The 20,174-nt window shown below is 68.5% G+C and carries 20 protein-coding genes and 5 pseudogenes; 15 read left to right on the forward strand and 10 right to left on the reverse strand.

Annotated elements, in window-relative coordinates; all coding sequences use genetic code 11:
* Nucleotides 1–41: 41 nt before the first annotated feature.
* Nucleotides 42–767, forward strand: coding sequence for an SDR family oxidoreductase (locus C1I98_RS00895; RefSeq protein ID WP_111165124.1), 726 nt, complete (start codon nucleotides 42–44; stop codon nucleotides 765–767).
* A gap of 74 nt (nucleotides 768–841) precedes the next feature.
* On the opposite strand, the pseudogene C1I98_RS00900 reads toward C1I98_RS00895, so the two are convergent.
* A pseudogene (locus C1I98_RS00900) lies at nucleotides 842–1,045 on the reverse strand (GNAT family N-acetyltransferase); the annotation flags it as partial.
* A gap of 56 nt (nucleotides 1,046–1,101) precedes the next feature.
* Between C1I98_RS00900 and C1I98_RS44875 the strand changes: the two are divergent.
* A complete protein-coding gene (locus C1I98_RS44875; protein ID WP_267898005.1) occupies nucleotides 1,102–1,236 on the forward strand; it encodes a hypothetical protein in 135 nt (44 codons plus the stop codon).
* A gap of 256 nt (nucleotides 1,237–1,492) precedes the next feature.
* A complete protein-coding gene (locus tag C1I98_RS00905; RefSeq protein WP_111165125.1) occupies nucleotides 1,493–1,687 on the forward strand; it encodes a hypothetical protein in 195 nt (64 codons plus the stop codon).
* Between the two features lie 26 nt (nucleotides 1,688–1,713).
* Here the strand turns inward: C1I98_RS00905 and C1I98_RS45255 are convergent, their stop codons facing one another.
* From C1I98_RS45255 to C1I98_RS00920, 3 genes are read right to left on the reverse strand one after another with little or no spacing between them, the layout of a single operon-like run.
* A complete protein-coding gene (locus C1I98_RS45255; RefSeq protein WP_146607216.1) occupies nucleotides 1,714–2,010 on the reverse strand; it encodes an ATP-binding cassette domain-containing protein in 297 nt (98 codons plus the stop codon).
* Between the two features lie 21 nt (nucleotides 2,011–2,031).
* Entirely contained in the window at nucleotides 2,032–2,403 is a 372-nt protein-coding gene (locus C1I98_RS45260) for an iron chelate uptake ABC transporter family permease subunit (RefSeq protein WP_146607217.1), read from the reverse strand.
* A gap of 3 nt (nucleotides 2,404–2,406) precedes the next feature.
* Nucleotides 2,407–3,933: an ABC transporter ATP-binding protein gene (locus tag C1I98_RS00920; protein WP_233506948.1), complete on the reverse strand. Its 1,527-nt coding sequence runs from the start codon at nucleotides 3,931–3,933 to the stop codon at nucleotides 2,407–2,409.
* Here C1I98_RS00920 and C1I98_RS43450 point away from each other — a divergent pair.
* The 5 genes and pseudogenes from C1I98_RS43450 to C1I98_RS00940 all read left to right on the forward strand — a co-directional run.
* Nucleotides 3,923–4,066: pseudogene (locus tag C1I98_RS43450) on the forward strand (MerR family DNA-binding transcriptional regulator); the annotation flags it as partial. The gene C1I98_RS00920 and the pseudogene C1I98_RS43450 overlap by 11 nt on opposite strands.
* A 108-nt stretch (nucleotides 4,067–4,174) precedes the next feature.
* Entirely contained in the window at nucleotides 4,175–4,564 is a 390-nt protein-coding gene (locus C1I98_RS43455; RefSeq protein WP_233506975.1) for a hypothetical protein, read from the forward strand.
* A gap of 285 nt (nucleotides 4,565–4,849) precedes the next feature.
* Nucleotides 4,850–7,354 (forward strand): S8 family serine peptidase, encoded by a 2,505-nt coding sequence (locus C1I98_RS00930; RefSeq protein ID WP_111165129.1) that lies wholly within the window; start codon nucleotides 4,850–4,852, stop codon nucleotides 7,352–7,354.
* Between the two features lie 1,441 nt (nucleotides 7,355–8,795).
* Entirely contained in the window at nucleotides 8,796–8,978 is a 183-nt protein-coding gene (locus C1I98_RS00935) for a hypothetical protein (RefSeq protein ID WP_111165130.1), read from the forward strand.
* Nucleotides 8,979–9,160: 182 nt separating this feature from the next.
* Complete coding sequence (locus C1I98_RS00940; RefSeq protein ID WP_111165131.1) at nucleotides 9,161–10,606, forward strand: FAD-dependent oxidoreductase; 1,446 nt, start codon at nucleotides 9,161–9,163, stop codon at nucleotides 10,604–10,606.
* 349 nt (nucleotides 10,607–10,955) lie between these two features.
* Here the strand turns inward: C1I98_RS00940 and C1I98_RS00945 are convergent, their stop codons facing one another.
* From C1I98_RS00945 to C1I98_RS46290, 3 genes and pseudogenes are all read right to left on the reverse strand, one after another.
* A complete protein-coding gene (locus C1I98_RS00945; RefSeq protein WP_111165132.1) occupies nucleotides 10,956–11,156 on the reverse strand; it encodes a peptidase inhibitor family I36 protein in 201 nt (66 codons plus the stop codon).
* 301 nt (nucleotides 11,157–11,457) lie between these two features.
* A complete protein-coding gene (locus tag C1I98_RS00950; RefSeq protein WP_199536640.1) occupies nucleotides 11,458–12,021 on the reverse strand; it encodes a recombinase family protein in 564 nt (187 codons plus the stop codon).
* Between the two features lie 187 nt (nucleotides 12,022–12,208).
* A pseudogene (locus C1I98_RS46290) lies at nucleotides 12,209–12,352 on the reverse strand (zinc finger domain-containing protein); the annotation flags it as partial.
* An 88-nt stretch (nucleotides 12,353–12,440) separates the two neighbouring features.
* Here C1I98_RS46290 and C1I98_RS43460 point away from each other — a divergent pair.
* From C1I98_RS43460 to C1I98_RS00975, 5 genes are all read left to right on the forward strand, one after another.
* Nucleotides 12,441–13,094 (forward strand): arsenate reductase ArsC, encoded by a 654-nt coding sequence (locus tag C1I98_RS43460; protein ID WP_111165133.1) that lies wholly within the window; start codon nucleotides 12,441–12,443, stop codon nucleotides 13,092–13,094.
* A gap of 73 nt (nucleotides 13,095–13,167) precedes the next feature.
* A complete protein-coding gene (locus C1I98_RS00960) occupies nucleotides 13,168–13,509 on the forward strand; it encodes an ArsR/SmtB family transcription factor (RefSeq protein WP_111165134.1) in 342 nt (113 codons plus the stop codon).
* A 3-nt stretch (nucleotides 13,510–13,512) separates the two neighbouring features.
* Nucleotides 13,513–14,625, forward strand: coding sequence for an ACR3 family arsenite efflux transporter (gene arsB, locus C1I98_RS00965; protein WP_111165135.1), 1,113 nt, complete (start codon nucleotides 13,513–13,515; stop codon nucleotides 14,623–14,625).
* A complete protein-coding gene (locus tag C1I98_RS00970) occupies nucleotides 14,609–15,016 on the forward strand; it encodes an arsenate reductase ArsC (protein WP_111165136.1) in 408 nt (135 codons plus the stop codon). The genes arsB and C1I98_RS00970 overlap by 17 nt, the downstream gene beginning before the upstream one ends.
* A gap of 169 nt (nucleotides 15,017–15,185) precedes the next feature.
* Complete coding sequence (locus C1I98_RS00975) at nucleotides 15,186–15,449, forward strand: hypothetical protein (RefSeq protein ID WP_111165137.1); 264 nt, start codon at nucleotides 15,186–15,188, stop codon at nucleotides 15,447–15,449.
* A 104-nt stretch (nucleotides 15,450–15,553) separates the two neighbouring features.
* On the opposite strand, the gene C1I98_RS00980 is transcribed toward C1I98_RS00975, so the two are convergent.
* Nucleotides 15,554–15,895: a helix-turn-helix transcriptional regulator gene (locus C1I98_RS00980; protein WP_111165138.1), complete on the reverse strand. Its 342-nt coding sequence runs from the start codon at nucleotides 15,893–15,895 to the stop codon at nucleotides 15,554–15,556.
* Nucleotides 15,896–16,482: 587 nt separating this feature from the next.
* On the opposite strand from C1I98_RS00980, the pseudogene C1I98_RS00985 reads away from it, so the two are divergent.
* Nucleotides 16,483–16,935: pseudogene (locus C1I98_RS00985) on the forward strand (DUF4158 domain-containing protein); the annotation flags it as partial.
* Nucleotides 16,936–17,055: 120 nt separating this feature from the next.
* On the opposite strand, the gene C1I98_RS00990 reads toward C1I98_RS00985, so the two are convergent.
* Nucleotides 17,056–18,240, reverse strand: a complete 1,185-nt coding sequence (locus C1I98_RS00990) for a cytochrome P450 (RefSeq protein ID WP_233506956.1) — start codon at nucleotides 18,238–18,240, stop codon at nucleotides 17,056–17,058.
* Nucleotides 18,241–18,328: 88 nt separating this feature from the next.
* Between C1I98_RS00990 and C1I98_RS00995 the strand changes: the two genes are divergently transcribed.
* Nucleotides 18,329–18,967, forward strand: a complete 639-nt coding sequence (locus C1I98_RS00995; protein ID WP_233506958.1) for a TetR/AcrR family transcriptional regulator — start codon at nucleotides 18,329–18,331, stop codon at nucleotides 18,965–18,967.
* A 255-nt stretch (nucleotides 18,968–19,222) separates the two neighbouring features.
* On the opposite strand, the pseudogene C1I98_RS45470 reads toward C1I98_RS00995, so the two are convergent.
* Nucleotides 19,223–19,972, reverse strand: a pseudogene (locus tag C1I98_RS45470) (recombinase family protein); the annotation flags it as partial.
* Nucleotides 19,973–20,174 lie beyond the last annotated feature (202 nt).

The raw sequence follows: 20,174 nt of genomic DNA on the forward strand, positions 1-20,174 counted from the left end.
TTCTACGAGGAGAAGTTTAGATCTAAACAAGGAGTCAGGGCATGACGCGTACAGCCGTGGTGACGGGTGGCGGCACAGGGATCGGGAAGGCCACTGCGGCGGCGCTGGCAGCCGCCGGCCTGGAGGTGGTGATCACCGGCCGCCGCAAGGACGTCCTGGACAGGGCGGTGGCCGAGTTGGGAAACAGGGTGCGGGCCGTGCCGTTCGACGTGACGGTTCCCGCCGAGATCGAGGCCGCGTTGCCCGAGCTGCCGCAGCGGGTGGAGGTGCTGGTCAACAACGCGGGCGGCAACACCGACTTCAGGCGTCCCGAGCCCCGGGACCTGGCCGGGCTGCGGGACGCGTGGCTGGCCAACCTGGAGGCCAATCTGGTGAGCGCGTTGCTGGTGACCACGGCGCTCACGCCGCGGTTGACGGACGGGGGCCGCGTCGTCACCCTCGGCTCGATCGCCGCGGCCAAGGGCGCGGCGGGCTACGGCGCGGCCAAGGCCGGAGTGCTCGCCTGGAACGCCGAACTGGCGTTCCAGCTCGGCGGGCGCGGCATCACCGCCAACGTCGTGGCACCGGGGCTGATCGAGGAGACCGAGTTCTTCGGCGACGGGCTGCCCGAGCAGCGCCGTACGGCGCTGGTCGCCCAGACCGCCACCGGCCGCGCAGGCCGGGTCGAGGACGTCGCCGCCACGATCGCGTTCCTCGCATCCCCCGGCGCCGGTCACATCACCGGCCAGGTCGTACACGTCAACGGCGGCGCGCACCTCGGCGGCTGACATCTGGAGGCGACCTGTGATCGTGCCGGTGTCCCGGCTCGGGAACGTGACGCCGTCGCCGGATGCCGCCTCACTCAGGGGGTGAGGGCGTATTCGGTGAACCGGCCACAGGACTGGAAGCCCAGACGGTGGTAGACGGGTTCGCCGTCCGTCGATGCCTGGAGGACCGCGATGCGGTGGTCGTGGCTCCGGGCGGTGTGGAGGGCGGCGAGGGTGATGGAGCCGCCGTACCCGCGTCGACGGTGGGTGGCCAGGGTGGAAATGTTGTAGATTCCGGCGACCTGTGCGTGGTGGAAGACCTCTCAACTCGCTCGGCGGCGCGCACGCCATCGTCGTGGCCGCGGACGATCCGGAGGTTGCCGCCGTGGTCGCGCAGATCCCGTTCAACGGGTTCCCGAAATCGGTCGAGAACCGCAGCACCGCCCAGGCCCTGCGGCTGCTGACCGCCATCGTGTGGGATGCCGGCTGACCCTCACCCAACGGGCCATACCATATGGTATTGTATGGTCGCTTGCATGGCGGCACACCCGGACTGGCTGCACACCGGGCTCCGCGTCCTCACCCAGAACGGGGCCCCGGGCGCACCACGCACTTCGAGCCCGAGCACGCGCGCGCCTCATCTTGGCGGTGGAGGACTCCGCCGTGCGCGACGACCGGAACCCGCATCGACCAACCGCGCCTGCTGTGGCGCGACCTCGGCGGCCCGGAAAACGACGTCACCCTCCATGGCCCACCCGCTCTACCTGACCCTCATCGACGCCCCGGCCACACGACACCTGCCGGCGCGCACCGCGCCTGGCCCCGCACGAGGAGGCGTCATCTACTTCCGGGTCACCGGCGGCTGGCCGCTGCTCGCCATCGGCGTGCTCAGCCTCATCGCGTCCCGCCGCGCTCCCCAGGCACGTACCCGCCGACACTGACCAGACCATCAGACGCCCGCTACGGCTCACTCACCACCACGGCGTCGTCGCACGAGTTCCAGGAGATCTAGGGCAGCGTGGATGTCAAGGTGGTTGGTCGGTTCGTCGAGCACAAGCAGCGGGCTGTCCTGGGCGATGGCGCGAGCCACAAGCGCGCGCTGCTTTTCACCGCCGGACAGAGTGCTGATTTGACGCGACCGGTACTCGAGCAGGCTGACGCGTGCGAGCGCTTCGGTAACCGCAGCGCGATCCGCCAGAGCAGCCGAACCGGCAACGATCACGACTGAGGCCAGCAGCCCCGCGCCCGCCGATACGCCGAGCACATACGGGTCGGCGAGTGGATTTCACACGGTAGCCTGCAGAACCGTCCCTACAAGCGCCAGGCCCGCCCCGACCACACAGGCAAGCAGCACGCGGGGTACCCGAAGGTTCCAAACGATCTGGTCGCCAACGCCTCCGACATGCCGGGAACCGCCGGCCATGCGATGCCAGAGCACGTCTCCGACCGTTGACATGTCGATCCCGACCGCCCCGAAGGCGATTCCAAACGCCGTCATCGCCACGAGTACGAGGCACAGCACCGGCACGACTGCCCATGGTGACGACCTGAGCCGTGGCGTGTGGACCGGTTCCCGACCGCCGACGGCTGAGGGCTCGCCGCCCGCAGCGCGATCCTGTGGTTCGCTCAACCGCGCGGAGCCCCCGCGCAGGCTCATCGCCTACTCCTCACCGAAGGCTCCGGGATGAAGGAAGCGAGCGAACGTCTCCACGATGTACACCGGGCGCACGCTTGTCCTCGCGGCCGTATCCGCGGCCACGAGATGAATCCCGTCGGTCCGCAACAGGTCGTCGGGTGAACCGGCTTCCGTGACCTCGCCGGCATCAAGGGAGACCACCTGGTCCGCGGCGGCCAAGGTGGCAGGGCGATGCGCGATCACGATGACCGTACGGCCAGGGTCGGCACCGAGGTTGACGATGGCCTGGGTGATGGCGGCTTCGTTTTCGGGGTCGAGTGCCGAACTGGCCTCGTCGACGAGCACGATCCGGGCCTGTTTGAGGATCGCGCGGGCGATTGCGACACGTTGCCGTTCGCCGCCGGACAGTTGCGCGCCGGCCTCACCGACGCGGGTGTTCCAGGCGTCCGGGAGGCGCTTGATGACCTCGTCAAGGCGTGCCGCGCGGGCCGCCTCCCTGAGTTCATCCCAGGTCGCCTCGGGGCGGGCGAGCCGCAGATTGTTCTCAATGGTGTCATCGAACAGATAGACGTCCTGAAAAATGATGGCGATCTGGTCGAGCAAGGTCTCGGGACCGAGTTCGCGCACGTCGATGCCTCCGACGCACACCTGCCCGGCATCGACATCGAAGAAGCGCGCGACGAGTCGGGTCACGGTCGTCTTTCCCGAGCCCGATGGCCCCACCAGTGCCGCAGTCGTCCCTGATGGGCATCGCATCGAAACCGCGCGCAGCGCCGGTGCGTCACCGCCCGGATAGGTGAAGGTGACGTCAGAGAGTTCGACGTCTGCGCCGTCGATCCTGCGCACCGGATCGGCTGGAACGGGCAGGGCCGGCGAGGCGAGCAGTTCCTCAATACGGGCGATCTTGTTGGTCATCGCCCGCAGGGCGCCGATGAGGTCGATGAGATTGCCGAGCGGTTGCAGAAAGCGCGTGGCCAGCACGAGCAGGGCGATCGCCTCGGCGACGCCGGCGTGCCCGCTCAGCAGGAGCCAGGCGATCAGTCCGAGAACCGCGGCGAATCCGCAGGCGATCACAGCGGTGTAAAGGAAGAACGGGCGGCGCGCCCGGTCCATACCGTCGCGGTAGGTGTCGCGGTGGTCCTCCAGCGCGGCGTTCATCCGAGGCGTGCCTTCGGCCTGGTCGGCGGCACGCAGAACCGGCTGTGCCTGACCCAGTTCGATGGCACGGACGGCCACTTCGGCCGCAGCCCGCTCCAGCTCGACTTCCGCTTCGGCCGCCACTTTCGCAGCGTGCCGCAACGCCGAGGCCGCCAGGAGCGCGATGACACAGAGCAGCACGGCGACGCGCCAATCGACCGCCAACGTCACCACGACGACCGTCGCGGGCAGCAACGTGGAGGTGATGACGGGCCCTCCGATCGTCACGGCCAGGTTGGCCGCGTCCGCCGCACCGCCCGCTCCGACAGCGACCCACGTCCAGACCGCGCCGACTGCTCCGGAGGTGTGTTCCAGCAGGATACGAGCGATCTGGGCGGCTGCGATGTACGGCACGATCCCCGCGGCTGCGGACAGAGCCGACAGAACCGACCTGGCCCCCTCAACGTTGAGATGGTGGGAGTCGCAGCAGGTCCTTCCGAAGCCGCCACGGGTGAACGGGCGCCGCGTCTACACCGAGACGGAGCTCCGTCGCATCGGTCTCGCGTATCTGTGCTGCGTCACGGGATCGATGCCCCTTGTGCAGGCGGCCGTTGTGACGTCGGGAAAGTATCGAAATCAGCAGTGGAGGAGCACCGTGCAGCAGCACGCGGATCTGCTCGAAGAGCAGATCCGCATGCTTCAGAACACCCATGGATACCTGCTGCACCTGCTGCGATGTCCAGACGACGACATCATCAGCGAGTGCCCGGACCTTGATCAGGAATTGGCCGACCATACGCCGTGCGGGCGCGTTCTCACGCACAGCCTTGTTGACGCGGCGCAGTCGATCCAGCGAGGCCGGACACCCCGCGAGAAGCGTGATGAAAAGAGGGCGCCGCGTGATGAAACCGTCTCGGTCCTGAGCCGCTGCGCCGTGTGCGCGACACCGATCACCCAGCCGACTCAAGGACGACACCGCAAGTACTGCTCACGTGCGTGCCAGCAACGACGGCACCGGCAGAACAAGCGACAGCGAAAGGCGTAAGACCGGGCCAGACGACCAGCAGGGGAGCTCACGATCGCCGGGACGCCGACCTGCCCGACAACGTGAGCCTGACGCAAAAGGCGGGTCCATTACCGGGCCCCGTCCGCCGCATGTCGCCAGAGGGGCGACCAGAAAGTGAGCAACGAAACGGCCTGTTGGATGGTCAACGCCCTGGTGCAGGGTCTTCGCGGGCGGGGACCGCGGATCGACTTCCGGTCCCCGCCGCAGGGCGGGGCGGACCACGTCCCGCGCACCTGGAAGTTCGCCTTATCAGAAGGAGAACGCGTGCCCCATCCCCCACACCGCCGGTGGCCGACCCTCGGCCGACTGCTCATCGGCCTGCTCGCCACCTTCAGCCTGATCTTACCGGAGGCCATAGCACACGCCGAACCCGCCAACGAAAAGATCGACAGGGCGGTCGTCGCGGACCTGAAGGACGGCAAGGCCAGTTACCTGGTCCGGCTCAAGGGCGAGGCGAGCCTCGCCACCGCCCGCACGGCCACCACCAAGGCGGCCAAGGCCCAGGCGGTTCATGACGCCAAGTCCGCCCACGCGAACAAGTCCCAGGCCGGGCTGCGCCGGCTGCTGACCGAACGGAAGGCCGAACACACCCCGTTCTGGATCGTCAACGCCGTCAAGGTCACCGCCGACGCGAAGCTGACGAGCGAGATCGCCGCGCTCCCCGAGGTCGCCGCCATCGACCCCATCGACGAGATCGAAATGCCTGAGCCCAAGCCGGGTAAGGCCCAGCCGCGGGTCAAGGGGAAGGCGGCCAACGCGGTCGAGTGGAACATCGACCGCGTCAAGGCGCCACAGGTTTGGAACGAGCTGAACAACCGCGGTGAGGGCGTCGTCGTCGCCATCATCGACACGTGGCCGGACTTCGACCACCCGGCGCTCGCCGCGCAGTACCGCGGCAGGCATGCCGACGGACGCGTGGATCACAACTACAACTGGTTCGACCCTCACAAGGAATGCGCGACCTTCGGCCCGTGCGGCACGGAGGAGCACGGCACCCACGTGACCGGCACCGTCGCCGGCGAGAACGGCATCGGAGTCGCGCCCGGTGTCAAGTGGATCGCCGCCAGAGGGTGCGCGCGGGGGAGCTGCGCGGAGACCTCGCTGATCGCGGCCGGGCAGTGGCTGATCGAGCCGACCGACCTGAACGGCCAGAACGTCCGGTACGACCTGGTACCCGACATCGTGAACAACTCCTGGAAAATCCCTGCGGACACGAGCTACGAGCACATCGTCGACAGTTGGATCGCGGCGGGGATCTTCCCGATGTTCGCCAACGGCAACGGCGGCGAAATGGGCTGTGGATCGAGCGACACGCCGGCGGTGTACCCCCAGAGCTACAGTTCGGGCTCCTTGAACATCGACGGCGAACTCGGGCGCGGCTCGGCCACGGGCCCTGGGCGGGACGGGGACATCAAGCCGAACATCTCCGCCCCGGGAGTCGATATCCGTTCCTCGGCCCCCTACGGGGACTATCGGCTGATGAGCGGCACCTCGATGGCGTCGCCGCACGTGGCCGGCGCGGTGGCGCTGATGTGGTCGGCGGCGCCTTCGCTCCGGGGTGACATCGACGCCACCCGGCGGCTGCTCGATGACACCGCCATCGACATGCCCGCGTCCGACTGCGGCGGGACGCCGGACGACAACAACGTCTTCGGCGAAGGCGCGCTGGACGCGTACGCCGCCGTGCGGGCCGTGCCCGACGACGCGCTCGGCGACCTGCGCGGCACGGTCACCGCGGGCGGCATGCCGCTGCGCGACGCCGAGGTGCGGGTCACGGCCTCCTCCGGTCGTAAGGTGGGCACGGCGGCGAACGGCGGCTACTCGATGCTGCGCCTACCGCCGGGCCAGTACGAGATCACGGCGTCGAAGTTCGGTCACCGGAGTGCCAGCCGGACCGTGACCATCGTGGACGGGCAGGTCGCGACCGGGGACTTCGACCTGCTCCGGCTGCCGCACGGCACGGTGACCGGCACGGTCACCGCCGGCGGCGCAGCCGAGCCCGGTGCCACGGTGCTGGTGCCCGGCACGCCGGTCAAAGCGGTCACCGACACCTCCGGCCGTTATCGGATCACCCTCCCGCACGGGTCCTATCGGCTGGAGACCTCCGGTGCCTCACACTGTGTGACCACCGCCGCCCACCAGGTCACGGTCGCCGGGAACGTGACGAGGGACGTCGGACTGGATGTGCGGCGGGACACGTTCGGGTACACGTGCGAGGCCGGCACCGAGCCGTACATCGCGGGCACCGACCGGCTCTCCTTCCCCATGCAGGCGAGGCTGCCGTTCGCGATGCCGTTCTACGGCAAGACCTATTCCGAGGTCTGGATCGAGCCCAGCGGGGTGATCTCCTTCGCGACCATCTCCGACGGCGGCCACACCCCGCTGCCGAATCCGAACGCCCCGAACCTCGCCCTCTATCCGTACTGGGCGACCCTGAACGTGGACGCGGAGGCCGACATCTACACCGGTACGGTCGGCACCGCCCCTAACCGAACCTTCGTGGTCGAGTGGCGGAACGTCCGCATCGACGACCCAGAGGGCAGCACCGACCGTCTGTCGTTCTCGGTGCTGCTCACTGAGGACGGCACGATCAGCTACCGCTACAAGGACGTGGACGGCACCGGTGACCACGGCGTGGGCGCGACGATCGGCATCGAGAACGCCGATGGCACCGACGCGTTCCAGTACTCCTACGACAGCTCGTCGATCAAGAACGGGCAGAGCCTGACCTTCACCGCCGGCACCCGCGGCACCGTACACGGGCGGTAGCCGAACCCGAACCACCAGTGCGGCGGTGTCATCGGATCACCACCGCCGTCTCCGAATTCGCCGAACCGGCGGAACGCGGGCGCCTTCCCGGCAGCGCTCCGCCGGTCCGTCGAAGACCACCGGCGGGCAGGGCCACCACCCGGCCCCGCCCGCCGCGTGGCGTCACACGTTCACGTACACGTTCACGAAGAAGGCGATGCCCACAGGCCGAGTGCCGACAGAATGAACTGCCGCACCTCGCCCTTCCGCCAAGTACTCCCTATGAGACCGAGAACAACACGACCCCGAATGCGCAGTTGACGGCCATTATCGTTCCGAATTCCAACCAGGACCCTCCAGTTCGGCGATCACCTCACGCGCCGCGGCTCGTCCCGATCAACCGGGGTAGCCGTCCCAACCCTGACCAGCACAAATGCCCCTGGGACGGCCCCACGTAGACGACGGCCGGCGACGACCGCTGCCATCGAGTTGAGCGCGTACTTCACCGCTCACGCGCTGGTCCTTCGCCGTGCCGAATTCCTCCAAGCGCGCCCGTGCATCGACAGGCAAGCCCACCGCTGGCGGGGCCTGATCGACGACGCTCTCGGCGCCTCGACCGGACCGGACGGGAACGGCGACGGCGAAGCCGTGTAACACCAGGTAGACCAGCGGAGAGGGGCCAGGCCCTTGGAGAGCGGTACACGAGCGGTACGTGATCAAGGCATTCGGCTGCTCACGGTGGCACTCGGCCGCACACCCCAAAAACGCGAACGGTCTGCGTTTCCGCAGGCCAGCGCGCGTTTCCAAAGGAAGATCAGCGGTGCCCCCTGCGAGACACCCGACAAATCTACGTCCCCCAATCCCCCGCTTCCGCGCGGTTTCCTGACCGTTCAGGCGCGCATTAAAGTGGCCAAAGGGCGCTCACGAGCTTGAAGCACTAGTGCCGATCACAGGATGCCGCTGCCCATCTCGCAGTGTCCATAGCGTTGGATCCAGCGGACCACGACCATGGGCGTCCTGCTGGTCGCGCTGATCGCCGCCATCGTCTCCTTGCTCCACATGCACAAACTGTGCCTCTGTCACGGCTAAGACCACCTGGCCGCAGCACTCATTCCTCTCGCTGTCGACGGCGCGATCGTCGTCGCGTCGATGCCCGTACCGCTCGATCGCCCGAGGAGACCTTCGCCGACGGCTCGCTTGCACGCCAAAGTGCGCCCACCATGGCTTATGCTCCTGCTCGGACCCGCGAAAGCTCGATGGCCACGCCCGGCGCCGCGAACTCCGCCCGTCCTGATCGCCTCGTCTGCCCTCGACCTGCCGTGAAGAGACAACGGATGGTGATGGAGGGTAAAGCGTGGCTTCGTGTGTATGTTTCCTGGCTGCCGTCCCTTTGAACGGTCGGGGATTCATGGAGGCCCTGAAGCCAGCATGATCATGCTGGTGGAAGGGAGAACCACACCCGGTGCCGGCCCCGAGGAAGTACTCGCAGGAACTGCGTGAGCTCGCAGTGCGGATGGTGTTCGTGGTCTGTGAGCAGCAGCGGCCGGCCGCCTCAACCGCCGATGCGCAGCGGATCGCCGAGCTGAAGCGGGAGGTCCGTGAGGGTCAGGCGATTGAGATTCGGGACATATTGGACATTGCTTGAGTCATTCCGCAGCAGCCTCGGGCCGACCGGCCCACTCTTACGTGCCCTAGATTAGATGATTGTTTTATTTGACTCCCCTCTAATTAGGCATCAAACTAGTACACGGGCTGTCATCGCACCGCTACCCTGCGGTTGCCCTGTGCTGCCTGCTGCGCTCAGGGAGTGACCTCGGCAGCCCTGAGATGCCCGATACGGGAGGTACGTTTGTGATCAGTGGATGCTGCAACTCTGCGGCGGCGAGTGACGAGCCCTCCGCACTCGAATCCTCGCTGGACCAACTGCCGGTCGTCGTAATCGGCGCAGGCCCCGTAGGGCTGGCCGCGGCTGCGCACTTGGCGGAGCGGGGAATGAACTACCTCCTCCTTGAGGCAGGGGCCCAGGTGGGCGCCAGTATCGCTCAATGGGGACACGTACGGACCTTCAGTCCATGGCGCTACAACATCGACCCCGCAGCCCGCCGCCTGCTGGACACGCGCGGTTGGAGCTCCCCGGATTCGGACTGGCTGCCCACCGGTGCCGAAATCATCGAGCACTATCTCTCGCCCTTGGCCGCCCATCCTGCGATCGCGCCCCGCCTTCGCCTGGGGACGAAGGTCACCGATATCAGCCGTGTCGGTCACGACCGCGTGCGCACGGCGGGCCGGGAACTATCGCCCTTCGTCGTCCGACTGGCCGGGGGCGACGAAGTGCTAGGGCGCGCGATCATCGACGCCACTGGTACTTGGCACAGCCCAAACGTGCTGGGTGCCAGTGGCCTGCCCGCATACGGCGAGGCTGAGGCCTCCGAACTTATCGACCATGCCTTGCCCGACGTTCTGGGCGCTGATCGCGATCACTACGTCGGCAGACACACCTTGGTCATCGGTGCCGGGCACTCGGCTGCCACGACGTTGCTGGCCCTGGGCCGCCTCGCTGAACAGTTCCCACACACTCAGGTCACATGGGCAATCCGCGCTGGTAGTGCGGCTCGCTCGTATGGCGGCGGCGCGAAAGACGCCCTTCCGGCACGAGGTCAGCTCGGCACCCGCCTGGAGGAGCTGGTTCGTTCTGGGGTGATCGCGTTGCGCACCGGATTCTTCACCCATTCCCTTATCAGGGATACAGACTCGGTCGCGGTGATCGGTCGTGACCTTTCCGGCGCCGAGCAGAAGATCATCGCGGATCGCATCGTGGCCGCCACCGGCTATCGTCCGGACCACTCGATAACCACCGAACTGCGGCTGGATCTGGATCCGATATTGGGCGGCCCTCGGGCGCTCGCTCCACTGATCGATCCCAATGTCCATTCCTGTGGCACCGTACCCGCGCATGGCGCCGCCGAACTCGCCCACCCTGAACCGGACCACTACACCGTGGGAGTCAAAAGCTACGGGCGAGCGCCGACATTCTTGATGGCGACAGGATACGAGCAGGTTCGCTCCGTGGTCGCCGCGTTGGACGGTGACTGGCAGGCCGCTCGCGAAGTTCAGTTGGAGCTGCCCGACACCGGGGTGTGCTCCTCCGATCTGGCCGAGGCTCAAGAGTCCAGAGTCGGATTGGCCACCGGAATAAGCGGAGGTCTGCTGGGGACTCCTTTGGCGATGGCCGACTCGGAGGCGGCCGATCCTGACGGCTGCAGTTGCGGCTGATCCTTACTGCGGCGAGCCGGCCCTCGTGGGCGCGAGCCTGACCAGCCCATTAGGGTTGGCCTCGCGCCCAAGCCTGCATGAATTCCGCCGTACCGCCCAGCGCAGTGAGACGTGCCTCATCTGGGCCATGGCCGTGTCGAAGACCCGTCGCATGACTCCACGGACGCCATTGCATGGTCGGAGCGTGTAGGCCCTCCGCTCGGGTTCGTGCGACTTGGGGAAATGGAACTGAGGGTTACATATCGGGATCACTACGTGGCGGTCACGAGCCGGCGATACCAGCAGTAGTCGTATGGTCACGCTTCATACTTATTTCGGCGTTCGGTGCATTCCGGGGAGAAGGGGACGCTCAGCCGCTTGCGCACAGGGTCCGGCCCTGGTTTTCGTTGTTGACGGCCGAGCGTGCCGACCTGCCGGGGACGTGGCCGCAGGTGTGCGCGTAGGGATTGCGGTAACCCGACATCTGCCCGCCATAGTCGGCCTCGGGCCAAAAGCAGACATGCTCGGCCGGACACTCCTGCGGCCCGCCGCGCGGGCCGTCCTTCGGCATGCGCCGCACCGAACCGGTGCTCGGCCCCCAGATCAAGGTGAAACAGAGGGAGTCCCCCGGGGGGATGGCAGCACAGCTCTCCGGGTCGGCGGGAAACGCCCCCTCTTCTCCGTTCAGACCGCCCGGGTCGGTCCCTCGCTAGGGTCCGCGCGACCAGCCCCAAAGTAGCCTTCGGTAATCACGGTGACGGTCTATGCTGCGGCCCACGAGGAAGATGAGTGCAGAAATTGGCTGCAGCGATGGCCTGTCGTGTGACGGCGGCTCAACGCGCTCGCCGCTGAAGCCGCTGAAGCCGCTGAGATCAGGCGATCGTTGTTGCTGCGTCGTCGTGGTCACGGAGCATGCGCAGCACGGTGGCCGGTGAGGGATGCCGGCTCTTCTTCTTGCCGTGGGTGATGATGAGGCGCGCGGCGATATCGCGCAGGCTGAGGTCCTGGTCGCGTAGGTGCAGGGCCATGGACAGCATGGCCGGGTCGGTGACGGTGGCGCCGCCGATGTGCTTGCCGCGGATACGGGCCGATTCGTGGCCTTCCAGGGTGCGGACGCGGATGTATTCGCGTTCCATGCCGCACAGTGCGGCCAGGACGGTGAACACCACGCCGGAGGGGTCGTGGGTGCCCTGCAGGTCGCCGGTGAGAAATTCCAGGCCGATGCCGGCGGCGCGGAGTTGCTCGGCCAGGGCGGCCGGATCGAGGCCGCGGCCGAGTCGCTTGCGCTCGTGCACTACGAGGGTGACCGCGACGCCCGCGGCGCGGAACTCGTGGGCCAGGGTGATGGCCTTGTCGAGTTCGGGGCGGGTGGTGGCGCGGGTGGAGATCTTCTCCGAAAAGACGCGGGAGATGCCGGCGGCCTTGAGTGCATTCAGCTGGGTCCAGGGACTGGCGGATGGTGGAGGCGCGGGCGTAGCCGATGCGTACGTGCCCCGCGGGTTCGGCGCCGGCCGCGGCGGGGCGGGGCAGTTCGATCCAGGCCGTGCCCGGCTTGCGGGCGGATGGGGTGGGGGCGGCCAGGGCCTTGGCGAGCGCGGGGACGAGCCGGAAACAGGCGGTGTGGTACTGGACGGCCACCTTGCCCTTGCCGGTGCGGCAGGGCGAGTCGGCCGGAGCGGCGCAGGAGGTCATCGGGCAGTCGTGGGCCTCCACGCGGTAACGCCTATGAAACAGAACCCGGCGCCGGGCACCGGATGGATCGTTCATCTGCCGTTCGCCTGGCAGCCCATAGGCGTATGTCAAATCGATAAAGCTCTAAATAGGCGGACATCGATATGTAGTTGGGAGGGTGCTCATGACCAGCACCTACAAGCGCGAGGACCTGACCATCGACCAGCAACTCGCCCTGACCACCGCCGCACGTCGCCTGGGCGGGGAGTTCGCCGGTGTGTTCGGCACCGAGACCATCGAACGCTTCCTGCACAGCAGCTACGAGCAGTTCGCCGCCAAGGCGGCGGTGGCGAACTTCCTGCCGCTGCCGGCCGAACGGTTCGCCCGCCAGCGGTTGCACGCCCTGGCCCGGGTCGAGGGCAAGGGCGACGGACGGCCGATCGTGCTGTTCTTGTGCGTGCACAACGCCGGGCGCTCGCAGATGGCGCTGGGGTTCTTCACTCACCTGGCCGGTGAGCACGCGGTCGGCTGGTCGGGCGGTTCGGAGTTCGCCGGTGAGATCAACCCGGCCGCCGTGGCCTCGATGGCCGAGCGGGGCATCGACATCTCCCGCGAGTTCCCCAAGCCGTGGACCGAGGAGATCGTCCGCGCCGCCGACGTCGTGGTCACCATGGGCTGCGGCGACGCCTGCCCCGTCTACCCCGGCAAGCGGTATCTGGACTGGGAGCTGGACGACCCTGCGGGGCTTTCGGTCGAGGAGGTGCGGCCGATCCGCGATGAGATCGAGCGCCGGGTCCGGGCGCTGCTGGCCGAGCTGGAAGTCCCGGCCAGGGCATAGACATCTGATGATAGGCAAGGGTCGATATAGACTGGTTTCGACTTCGATGAATATCGATGCGGAAAGAGGTAGAATGGAGCTGCTGCAACTCCTGGAGTGCAGCCCCCCGCTGGCACGCGAGCCGCTGAACGCCGAGCAGGCCGCCGGCGTCGCCCGGGTGTTCAAGGCGCTGGGCGACCCGGTACGGCTGCGCATCCTGTCGATCGTGGCCTGCCGCGAGGGCGGCGAGGTCTGCGTGTGCGACATCACCGGCGCCTTCGAGCTGTCCCAGCCCACCATCTCCCACCACCTCAAGGTGCTCAAGGAGGTCGGCCTGCTGACCTCCGAACGGCGGGCCTCCTGGGTGTACTACCGCCTGGTCCCCGAGACGCTGGGTGAGCTGTCGGCCATCTTGGGCACCCCGGCGGTGGTATAGCCCATGGCCACCCGTACCCCCGCCCCGACGCCCGCACCGACAGCCGTACCGGGCCAGGGCGTGATCGCCGGGCTGTCCCGGCTCGACCGCTTCCTGCCCCTGTGGATCGGCCTGGCCATGGCCGCCGGGCTGCTGCTGGGCCGCCTGCTGCCCGGCCTGAACACCGCGCTGGACACGGTGAAGATCGGCCAGATCTCGCTGCCCATCGCGCTCGGCCTGCTGCTGATGATGTACCCGGTGCTGGCCAAGGTCCGCTATGACCGCCTGTCCACCGTGACCGGCGACCGCCGCCTGCTGATCTCCTCCCTGGCACTGAACTGGATCGCCGGGCCGGCGCTGATGTTCGCCCTGGCCTGGATCCTGCTGCCCGACCTCCCCGAATACCGCACCGGGCTGATCATCGTCGGCCTGGCGCGCTGCATCGCCATGGTCCTCATCTGGAACGACCTGGCCTGCGGCGACCGCGAGGCCGCCGCCGTCCTGGTCGCGATCAACTCGATCTTCCAGGTGGTCGCCTTCGGCGCGCTCGGCTGGTTCTACCTGCAGGTGCTCCCCGGATGGCTCGGACTGCCGCAGGCGGCGCTACAGGTCTCGGCATGGGACATCGCCTTCTACGTGCTGATCTTCCTCGGCATCCCGCTGGCCGCCGGATACGCCTCGCGCAGGCTGGGCGAGCGCGCCCGCGGCCGGGACTGGTACGAGAGCCGGTTCCTGCCCCGCATCGGCCCGATCGCGTTGTACGGGCTGTTGTTCACCATCGTCATCCTGTTCGCCCTGCAGGGCCGCACGATCAGCGAGCGCCCGCTGGACGTGGCCCGCATCGCGCTGCCGCTGCTCGCCTACTTCGCGCTGATGTGGGGCGGCGGCTTCGCCCTCGGCAAGGTCATCGGCCTGAACTATGAGCGCACCACCACGCTCGCCTTCACCGCCGCGGGCAACAACTTCGAGCTGGCCATCGCGGTCGCGGTCGGGGTGTTCGGCGTCACCTCCGGCCAGGCGCTGGCCGGGGTGGTCGGCCCGCTCATCGAGGTGCCCGTCCTGGTCGCCCTGGTCTACGTCGGCCTGGCCGGCCGGCGCCTGTTCGGCAAGGAGCCCGCCCATGCCCCTGCTGCCTAGCGTGCTGTTCGTCTGTGTCCACAACGCCGGACGCTCCCAGATGGCCGCCGGATGGCTGTCGCATCTGGCCGGTGATCGCATCGAGGTCCGCTCGGCCGGATCGCGGCCCGCGGCGGAGATCAACCCGGTCGCGGTGCAGGCCATGCGCGAGGTGGGCATCGACATCACCGGCCACCAGCCCAAGATCCTCACTGTTGACGCCGTCGAGGGCTCGGACGTGGTGATCACCATGGGCTGCGGCGACGCCTGCCCGATCTTCCCCGGCAAACGCTATGAGGACTGGGCTCTGGCGGATCCCGCCAGGCAGGACATCGAGGCCGTGCGGATCATCCGGGATGAGATCCGCGAGCGGATCGAAAAGCTCATCGCCACCCTCACCACGGCCCGCTGATCCGCCCGGAATGCTGGGCGGGTTACGGGGCCCGCCCACCGGCGCGGACCCCTGGCCGCAGGCGAGCACGCCCTGACCCCACGCCACCACAGGAGGCTGGACATGATCTCCCAACCCGCCCCAGGGCCAACCGCCGATGAGCGGCGCGCCGTAGGGAAACCCGCCCGGCATGCCGTTGAGGTCGTCGGCCCGGCTGCGTACGCTGGCCGAGCACATGCGCACCCTCGGCTGGCGGACCGGCGACTACGTCCCGGCGCATGTGGAAGGCCTGGCCGACATGCTGCACAAGATGTCGATCCACGCCGCCATGACCAGCGACGACGCGGCCGTCGCGGGCGCGGTCCTGGGCCGGAACCTCACCCGGGTGGGCCCTAACGTGTTCGTCGTGCAGCCCGAGGACGCCCCCGGCGCGCCATCCCGTGACCTGCAGTAACGCGTTGGCAGGTGCCGGGTGACAGCACCCCTGACGCTTGTCTTCGAACCGGAACTCGATCACCTGGGTCGGGCCGCTCAGCCACCGCACCCTCCGGTGGCACCCTATCCCCCGGCGTCGGCGGGCTCGCCATTGCGAAACTCGCGGCGGGTGAACAGATCAAGCAGCGCCTGGACGGGAATGGCAGGATGACCGGGATCTGGCAGGTACCGGCCCGGCACGATGGCGTAGAGGTTGTGCCGCCCCTGGCGTACTTGTCCGATGTACCCGGCCTGGCGCAGGTCGCCCACGATACGCCCGGCCGCCCGCTCGGTGATTCCGGTCCCCGCGGCGATGTCGCGCAGCCGGATGCGCGGGTCGGCGGCGATGAGGCGGAGCACCCGGGCGTGGTCGGTCAGGAACGTCCACCGGGGATGCGGCTGCGCGCCATCGGCGGTGTCGGCCATGCCCCGCCCGTCCCCTCCTCGCCCTGACCGGCCCTCAGACGGTGGCACAGCCGAAGGTGATGTGAGGAAATCATTATTCCGGCATCGGCGCATTCGTGACGGTGGCGCCGTTCACCATGGTGCGGGCGGGCGGCGCACGCCGCCAGGCGTCCCCTCTGCCCGCGTGCGCGCCGGGCAGGTCCGCGCCGGAGCGGGACGGTTGCCTTCGCGCCCGTCCCACCCGGGTGTTGTGGCGGTGTCCTGGTGGCGTTCTACCCGCTGAAGGCATTTCACCAAACCGGGTACCGATAGGCGTGCGATGAGCCGCCGAACAGGAGTGGCGACGGAAAGCCGGTGTGCCGGCGTTCGAGGGGGTTGACCAGCAGGCGGAGGAAAAGTCTCGTTTAGCCACCTCTAGAGCCCCGCTTGGCGTGGCTTGCTGTTCCGATGCGGTTGACTTGCAGAATCGTGCTGCTCAGAGGGTCGTCTAAGCTGTTTCCCCGTAACAGTTCGATCTTGAGCCTGGCCCGCGCTGATGGATGAGTCCTACTTTCCGGGCCCATGCCAGTTGAGTTCTTAAGCGATGAAGAGGCGCCGCCTACGGCCGCTACGTAGGGGCACCGACGCGGGCCGAGCTGGAAAAGATGTTCTTCCTCGACGACGCGGACCGGAAACTGATCGGGCGCCGCCGTGGCGATCAGCACCGGCTCGGGTTCGCCCTGCAACTGACCACGACCCGGTTCGTGGGCCGGTTCCTGCCGGACCCGCTGGAGGTCCCGGCCGAGGTGATCGACTACCTGACCGATCAGCTCGGCGTGGCCGACGTCTCGCAGATCAAGCAGTACACCGAACAGCGCCAGACGCAGTTCGACCACCAAGACGAGATCAAGAAGGCATACGGTCTGCGGGAGTTCTCTGCTGTGGAGGCGGAGTTCGCCACGTGGGTGGACGCGCGGGCGACACAGCAGCCGGTTACGGACCGAGCCCGCCACTCGCGGGCCTCATCGTCCCATCTCGCGCACGCGTCGCAGATCCGCTCGATCTGCCGCCCGCGGCAGTGACGCCGCCGTCCTTTCCATGCCTGGCATCGAGCTGATGCCGGGAGGGTAGCGGGCGGCGGCACCGGACAGGCTCGCCGGCGCATCGGGTGGCCAGGAGCTCGGCCATTCGGCCATGAGGACTCACCACGTGACGGGCAGCGCGGCCAGGCCGCCGGTCAGCGTGTGGGTGTTGAAACTCACCTCCTCAGGCGCGCAACCCAGCTTCAGCGTCGGCAGGCGGGTGGCCAGCTGGGAGAAGACGACGTGCAGCTCGATGCGGGCCAGCGGCGCCCCGATGCAGTAGCGGGCGCCGTGCCCGAAACTCAGATGCGCTGCGGCGGGCCGGGCGAGGTCGAAGCGGTCCGGGTCGGCGAACACCGCGCCGTCGTGGTTGGCCGCACCGGTGTCCAGCAGCACCAGATCGCCCGCGCGGACCCGCGCCCCGGCGACCTCCAGGTCGGTGCGCGCGTAGCGGGGGATGCCGCCGCCGCCCAGGCCGGGCGCGCGCAAGATCTCCTCCACCGCGGCGTCGACCTGTGACGGGTCGTCGACCAGGGCCCGCCACTGGCCGGGGGTGGCCAGCAGCCACAGCGCCCCCTCGCCGATCGCGGCGACCGTCGTCTCGTGGCCGGCGAACAGCAGGAACATGCCCATCGCGGCGGCTTCCTCGTCGCTGACGCCCTCGGTGGCCACCAGCCGGGAGATCACGTCACCGCCCTCACCCATCTCGCCGATGAGGCCCTGCTCGCGTTTGCGCGCCACCAGGGCCTGGCCGTAGCCGAACAGCTCGGCCAGCCCTTGCTCGGAGCGGGCCCGGTCGGTGACGTCGCCCGCCGCCTGCGTCCAGGCGCGGAACTGCGCCCGATCTTCGAATGGGACGCCGAGCAGCTCGCAGATCACCGTGATCGGCAACGGCAGCGCCAGCGCGGCGTGCAGGTCGGCGGGCGGCCCGGCGGCTTCCAGCTCGTCCAGCAGCTCCGTGGTGAGTTGCTCGACGCGGCCGCGCAGTGCCCGCATCCGCCTGGGCGAGAAGTGCGGCTGCAGCAGTGCGCGCGTGCGCCGGTGATCGGCCTGCTCGGTGGCGAAGTCGCCGAGCGGCCCGCCGAAGATCGCCGACTCGCCGGTCCGGCTGGCCGTCTCCGGCGCGGGGTGGGAGCGGCCGAGCCGGTCGTCATCCAGCAGAGCGCGCACCTGCGCGTACCCGGTGACCAGCCAGGCCGGGTCGCCGACCGCGGTGCGGATGGCATGGATCGGCCCCTGCTGCTGAAGCCTGCGCAGGCCAGGTGCGGGACGCATCGGATCGGGCTGCTCGAACGGCAGCTGCACAACACCCTCCTCAGTAGACGTGATTTTGTATACTCTAATGTGTACTAACCTACTTATAGACTCTCGCGTATACAAGAGAGAGGGTGCGGTGACCAGCAGCCCGGACGGCGACACCAGCCAGACCACAGCGGAGACCACTACGGTGGGCGCGTCGGCAAGCCCGGTGCCGGTGCGGCGGATGCGCCGGGCCGAACGCCGCGAGCAGATCCTCGACGCCGCCACCCGCGCCTTCGCCCGCGCCGGATATGCCGCCACCGGCCTGGACGACATAGCCGCCGAGGCCGAGCTCACCCGGGCGATGCTGTACCGGCACTTCGACTCCAAGGCCGACCTGTACCGGGCCGTGCTCGATCGCGCCTGCCTACGGCTGGCCGACGCCACCGGCGCCGACGACTTCGACGAACACGCCATCCCCGCACTACTGCGCGCCGCGGCCGCCGACCCCGACGGGTTCCGGCTCCTGTTTCGCTACGCGGCCCGCGAGCCCGACTTCCGCGACCTGATCGACTCCATCACCGCCGCCTCCCGCGAGGTCGCCCACCGCAACCTCGCCCGGCGCATCCCCGCGGGCCCGTGGCTGGACTGGGCGGCCGACCTGATCCCCGCCTTCACCCTGGACGCCGTCATCGCCTGGCTGGACGCAGGCCAGCCCGACCCCGGCCCAGCCGCCGACCGCATCGCCGCGGCCGTGCACGGCGTCATGGCCGCTGCCCACCCCCACCCCTGACCGAGACGGCCGGACGTAGGGCTCAGCTCTCGGCCAGGGCCCGGTAGACGCTGGCCACCGAGGGATGCTCGCCTTTGTTCTTACCCCTGGGAATGACCAGGTGGCCACGATCTTGGGCACCGGCACACCGCGTTCGCGCAACGTGCGCGCGTAGGCGATCATGTCGTCGTCGAACACCTTCGGGCGGCCGCCGTGGCGGCCGCGCTCGCGGGCCGAGGCCTGACCCTCCAGGGACTTCTCCCGGATGTACTCTCGCTCGGATTCGGCCATGCCGGCGAAGAAAGCGAACAGGGCGGCGCCGTGCCCGGATGGGTCGTAGAGGCCCTGCGGCGGGCCGGTGAGCAATTCCAACTGGAGATCGGAGCGGCGCAGGTCCTCGGCGATGGCCAGCAGCTCAGCCGCGCCACGGGCGAGGCGTTTCATCTCGTGCACGGTAAGGATCACCCGCTGGCGCGGGACGGCCTGCTTGATGGTGCGGGCGTACTCCATCGCCTTGGTGAATTCTGGCCGTACCTTGATCCGGGTGCTGATCTTCTCGGAGAAGATCGGTTCGCAGCCCGCCTTGCGCAGGGCGTCGAGCTGGCTGTCCAGTTCTTGCTGGGCGCTGCTGCAGCGGGCATAGCCCACCCGGGTCGGCTTCGCCGCGACGTCGGCGGGCAAGGCTTCGCGCGGCGGGCCGGGCTCCCAGGCGCGGCCGGGGCCGCGATCGGCGGGCGTGCGCACCTCCAGCTCGGCGCGCAACTGCGGCGCCAACATGAAGCGCGGAGTGTGGTACTTCGGCGCGACGTTGCCGCCGCGGGTACGGCAGGCGCTGCCCGTCGGCGCCTGGCACATCGGGCAGTCGAAGGACTCGACCGTGACGGCCGGGTCGGCAAGATCGCTCGTCGCAGAACCTATCGCGCCCCGGGTTCTGCGAGGAAGGTTTTGCGAGAGGTCTTGATAACGAAGATTGAGGACAAACCGGACGCGCGACGACGGCTGTCCGGCTCTCGCAGAACTGACCATTCCTGAGAACAAGATCAGCCCAACTCGAGGACTCACGAGGTCGTTCTCATCCAGATGAGTCCGGAACGGAATGTCACGCCAAGCCGCTTCGGCCCGGCCCGCTAACGCGACTTTTCGTTCGCATGCTGGTCAACCTGCTTGGACGGCCGGCTCGGCGGCCTCGGTCTCCTCCAGCAGCCGACGGGCGATCGGCGGGCAGCAC

This window comes from Spongiactinospora gelatinilytica (assembly GCF_003236385.1).
Taxonomy (GTDB): Bacteria; Actinomycetota; Actinomycetes; order Streptosporangiales; family Streptosporangiaceae; genus Spongiactinospora; species Spongiactinospora gelatinilytica.